Genomic DNA, 2,324 nt, shown 5'->3' on the forward strand with positions numbered 1-2,324 from the left:
GCATTCGGGCGACGATCTCGCCGTTGCGGTTGGCGGCGCTCATGCGCAGCGAGAGGGTTTCGAGCGAGCGCCCCAGCATCCAGCAGGAATGCGGATCGATCATGGCCACCACTAACGCCGCAGTCGATGTTCTCGTCAGCGAACTGGTAACGTCGCTCCGATCTGCGCGCGATGGCGGATCGTGGCATCGGCAACCCGGAACAAAGAATGAATCAGGATCGCCGGCGGGCGGCACGAATCGCCGCGAGGGCAGTAGGGCTTCTCCAGCATCGGGCGCGCAGATTGTCGGGCGTTGGCGTTGCTTTGGGGACCCTCTTCTTCGCGGCGGCTCTGACCCCGAGCCTCGTTCCACGAACGTCGCTCACCCACGGGGCGCTGGCGGGCGCCTGTTTCGCTGCCGGTTATAGCCTTGGCGTGTCGTGGCGATGGCTCTGGGCCTATCTGGAACTGCCAGAGCCGGAACGGGCGCGCCGAGTCGCAAATACCCTCGTCACGGCTTTCTGCCTGGCTGTCGCGGTTGCCTTCCTGTGACAAGCAGCCTCGTGGCAGAACTCGATCCGCGCTGTGATGAGTATGGAGCTCATCACGAGCGCGCTTCCCTTCCAGGTCTGCTTGACCGCGCTGGCAACCTTCACCGCTCTGCTCGCACTCGTGCGGCTGTTCGGGCTGGCCGCCGGCTACATGGTCGGCCGCGCGGGTCGGTTCGCTCCGCCACGGATCGCGAACGTGGTCGGTGTCTCGGTCACGATCCTGCTGTTCTGGTCGGTCGCGAACGGCATCTTCTTCCGCCTGACCTTCCGGGTGCTCGACGCCTCGTTCCGTGAACGCGATGCGCTACTGGAGCCGGAGCGCCCGCAGCCCGTCGAACGGGCGCGGACTGGCGGTCCGGGATCGCTGATCAAATGGCATGAGCTCGGGCGTGCCGGGCGCGAGTTCGTGGCATCAGGCCCCAGAGCGGCAGAGATCGGCGCCTTCACCGGACGCACGGCAGCCGAGCCAATCCGCGTGTATGTCGGCTTGCGCGCCGCCGACACGGCGCAGAAGCGGGCGCAATTGGCTTTGGCGGAGCTCAAGCGCGTCGGTGCCTTCGACCGTTCGCTGCTCGTCGTGATCACGCCGACCGGAACGGGCTGGGTCGACCCGTCAGCTATGGACACGGTTGAGTATCTGCATCACGGCAATGTCGCCAGCGTCGCTGCGCAGTATTCCTATCTGTCGAGTCCGCTGTCATTGCTCGTTCAGCCGGAATATGGCTCGGAGGCAGCGCGCGCCCTCTTTGCTGAGGTCTATGGTTACTGGACCACGCTGCCCAGGGATCGCCGCCCGAGGCTCTATCTGCAGGGATTGAGCCTGGGAGCCATGCACTCCGAAACCTCGATCGAACTCTTCGAGACGATTGGCGATCCGATCAACGGCGCGCTGTGGAGCGGCCCCCCGTTCGGGAGCCGGCTCTGGCGTTCGGTGACCGCCGGCCGCAATCTCGGCTCGCCGGCCTGGCTACCGGAGTTCCGGGACGGCCGCTTCGTGCGGTTCATGAACCAGGATAGCGCGCGCACAACCGCGGATGCGCCCTGGGGGCCGATGCGGGTCGTCTACCTGCAATATGCCAGCGACGCGGTAACCTTCTTCGATTATCGCGACTTCTACCGTCCGCCGGCTTGGCTGGAGCCGCCGCGGGGTCCGGACGTCTCGCCGCAACTGCGCTGGTATCCGCTTGTGACGGCCCTTCAGCTGGCAATCGACATGGCGATGGCGACCAAGCCCCCGATGGGTTACGGCCATGTCTACGCTCCGCAGCATTATATCGACGCCTGGGTCACCGTCACCGACGTGCGCGACTGGTCGCAGGAGGCGCTCGCGAGCCTGAAACGGCATCTGGCGAAGGCTGCCAGCCGCGCTACGGAGGACGACTCCAGCGATGAGGGCGCTTACCGCAACCGGGGCGGCTGATCTCGGGTTTGGCTGTCTCGATCTGAATGACTAGCGGCGTCGGCGAGCCTGGCAAGGGAAGCGGGCGGAGGAGTTCACCGCAGGAGAGGCTCGGCTGCCGCCAACCTTGATCCTGCATGGAGCCTCGGATCCGATCGTTCCCGTCTCGCAGGCGCACGCTATTGAGCACCTCCTGAGGCAGCAGGGTACGCGCTACGAGATCCGGATCTACCCGGGCCAGGGGCACGGCTTCACAGGAGCAGCGCAGTTCGATTCGGCAACCCGGGTCGCCGGCTTCCTACGGCCTGTTAGCTCTTGAGCCAGTCCAGAGCGGCTGCGAGCGAGAGAACGCCCATGAAGCTTGAAGCTGTCTTCTCGTAGCGGGTTGCGATGGC

General features: G+C 65.6%; 1 protein-coding gene and 2 pseudogenes. 2 read left to right on the plus strand and 1 reads right to left on the minus strand.

Features of this window, described 5'->3' with window-relative positions; translation table 11 throughout:
* Nucleotides 1-207: 207 nt before the first annotated feature.
* Together WDW90_RS36435 and WDW90_RS36440 are read left to right on the plus strand one after the other, a co-directional pair.
* Nucleotides 208-1,950 (plus strand): annotated as a pseudogene (locus WDW90_RS36435) (alpha/beta hydrolase).
* Between the two features lie 94 nt (nt 1,951-2,044).
* Complete coding sequence (locus WDW90_RS36440; RefSeq protein WP_336492611.1) at nt 2,045-2,248, plus strand: alpha/beta hydrolase family protein; 204 nt, start codon at nt 2,045-2,047, stop codon at nt 2,246-2,248.
* On the opposite strand, the pseudogene WDW90_RS36445 reads toward WDW90_RS36440, so the two are convergent.
* Nucleotides 2,238-2,324 (minus strand): annotated as a pseudogene (locus WDW90_RS36445) (IS5-like element ISMex42 family transposase); the annotation flags it as partial. The gene WDW90_RS36440 and the pseudogene WDW90_RS36445 overlap by 11 nt on opposite strands.

This window comes from Methylobacterium nigriterrae (assembly GCF_037106235.1).
GTDB classification, from domain to species: domain Bacteria; phylum Pseudomonadota; class Alphaproteobacteria; order Rhizobiales; family Beijerinckiaceae; genus Methylobacterium; species Methylobacterium nigriterrae.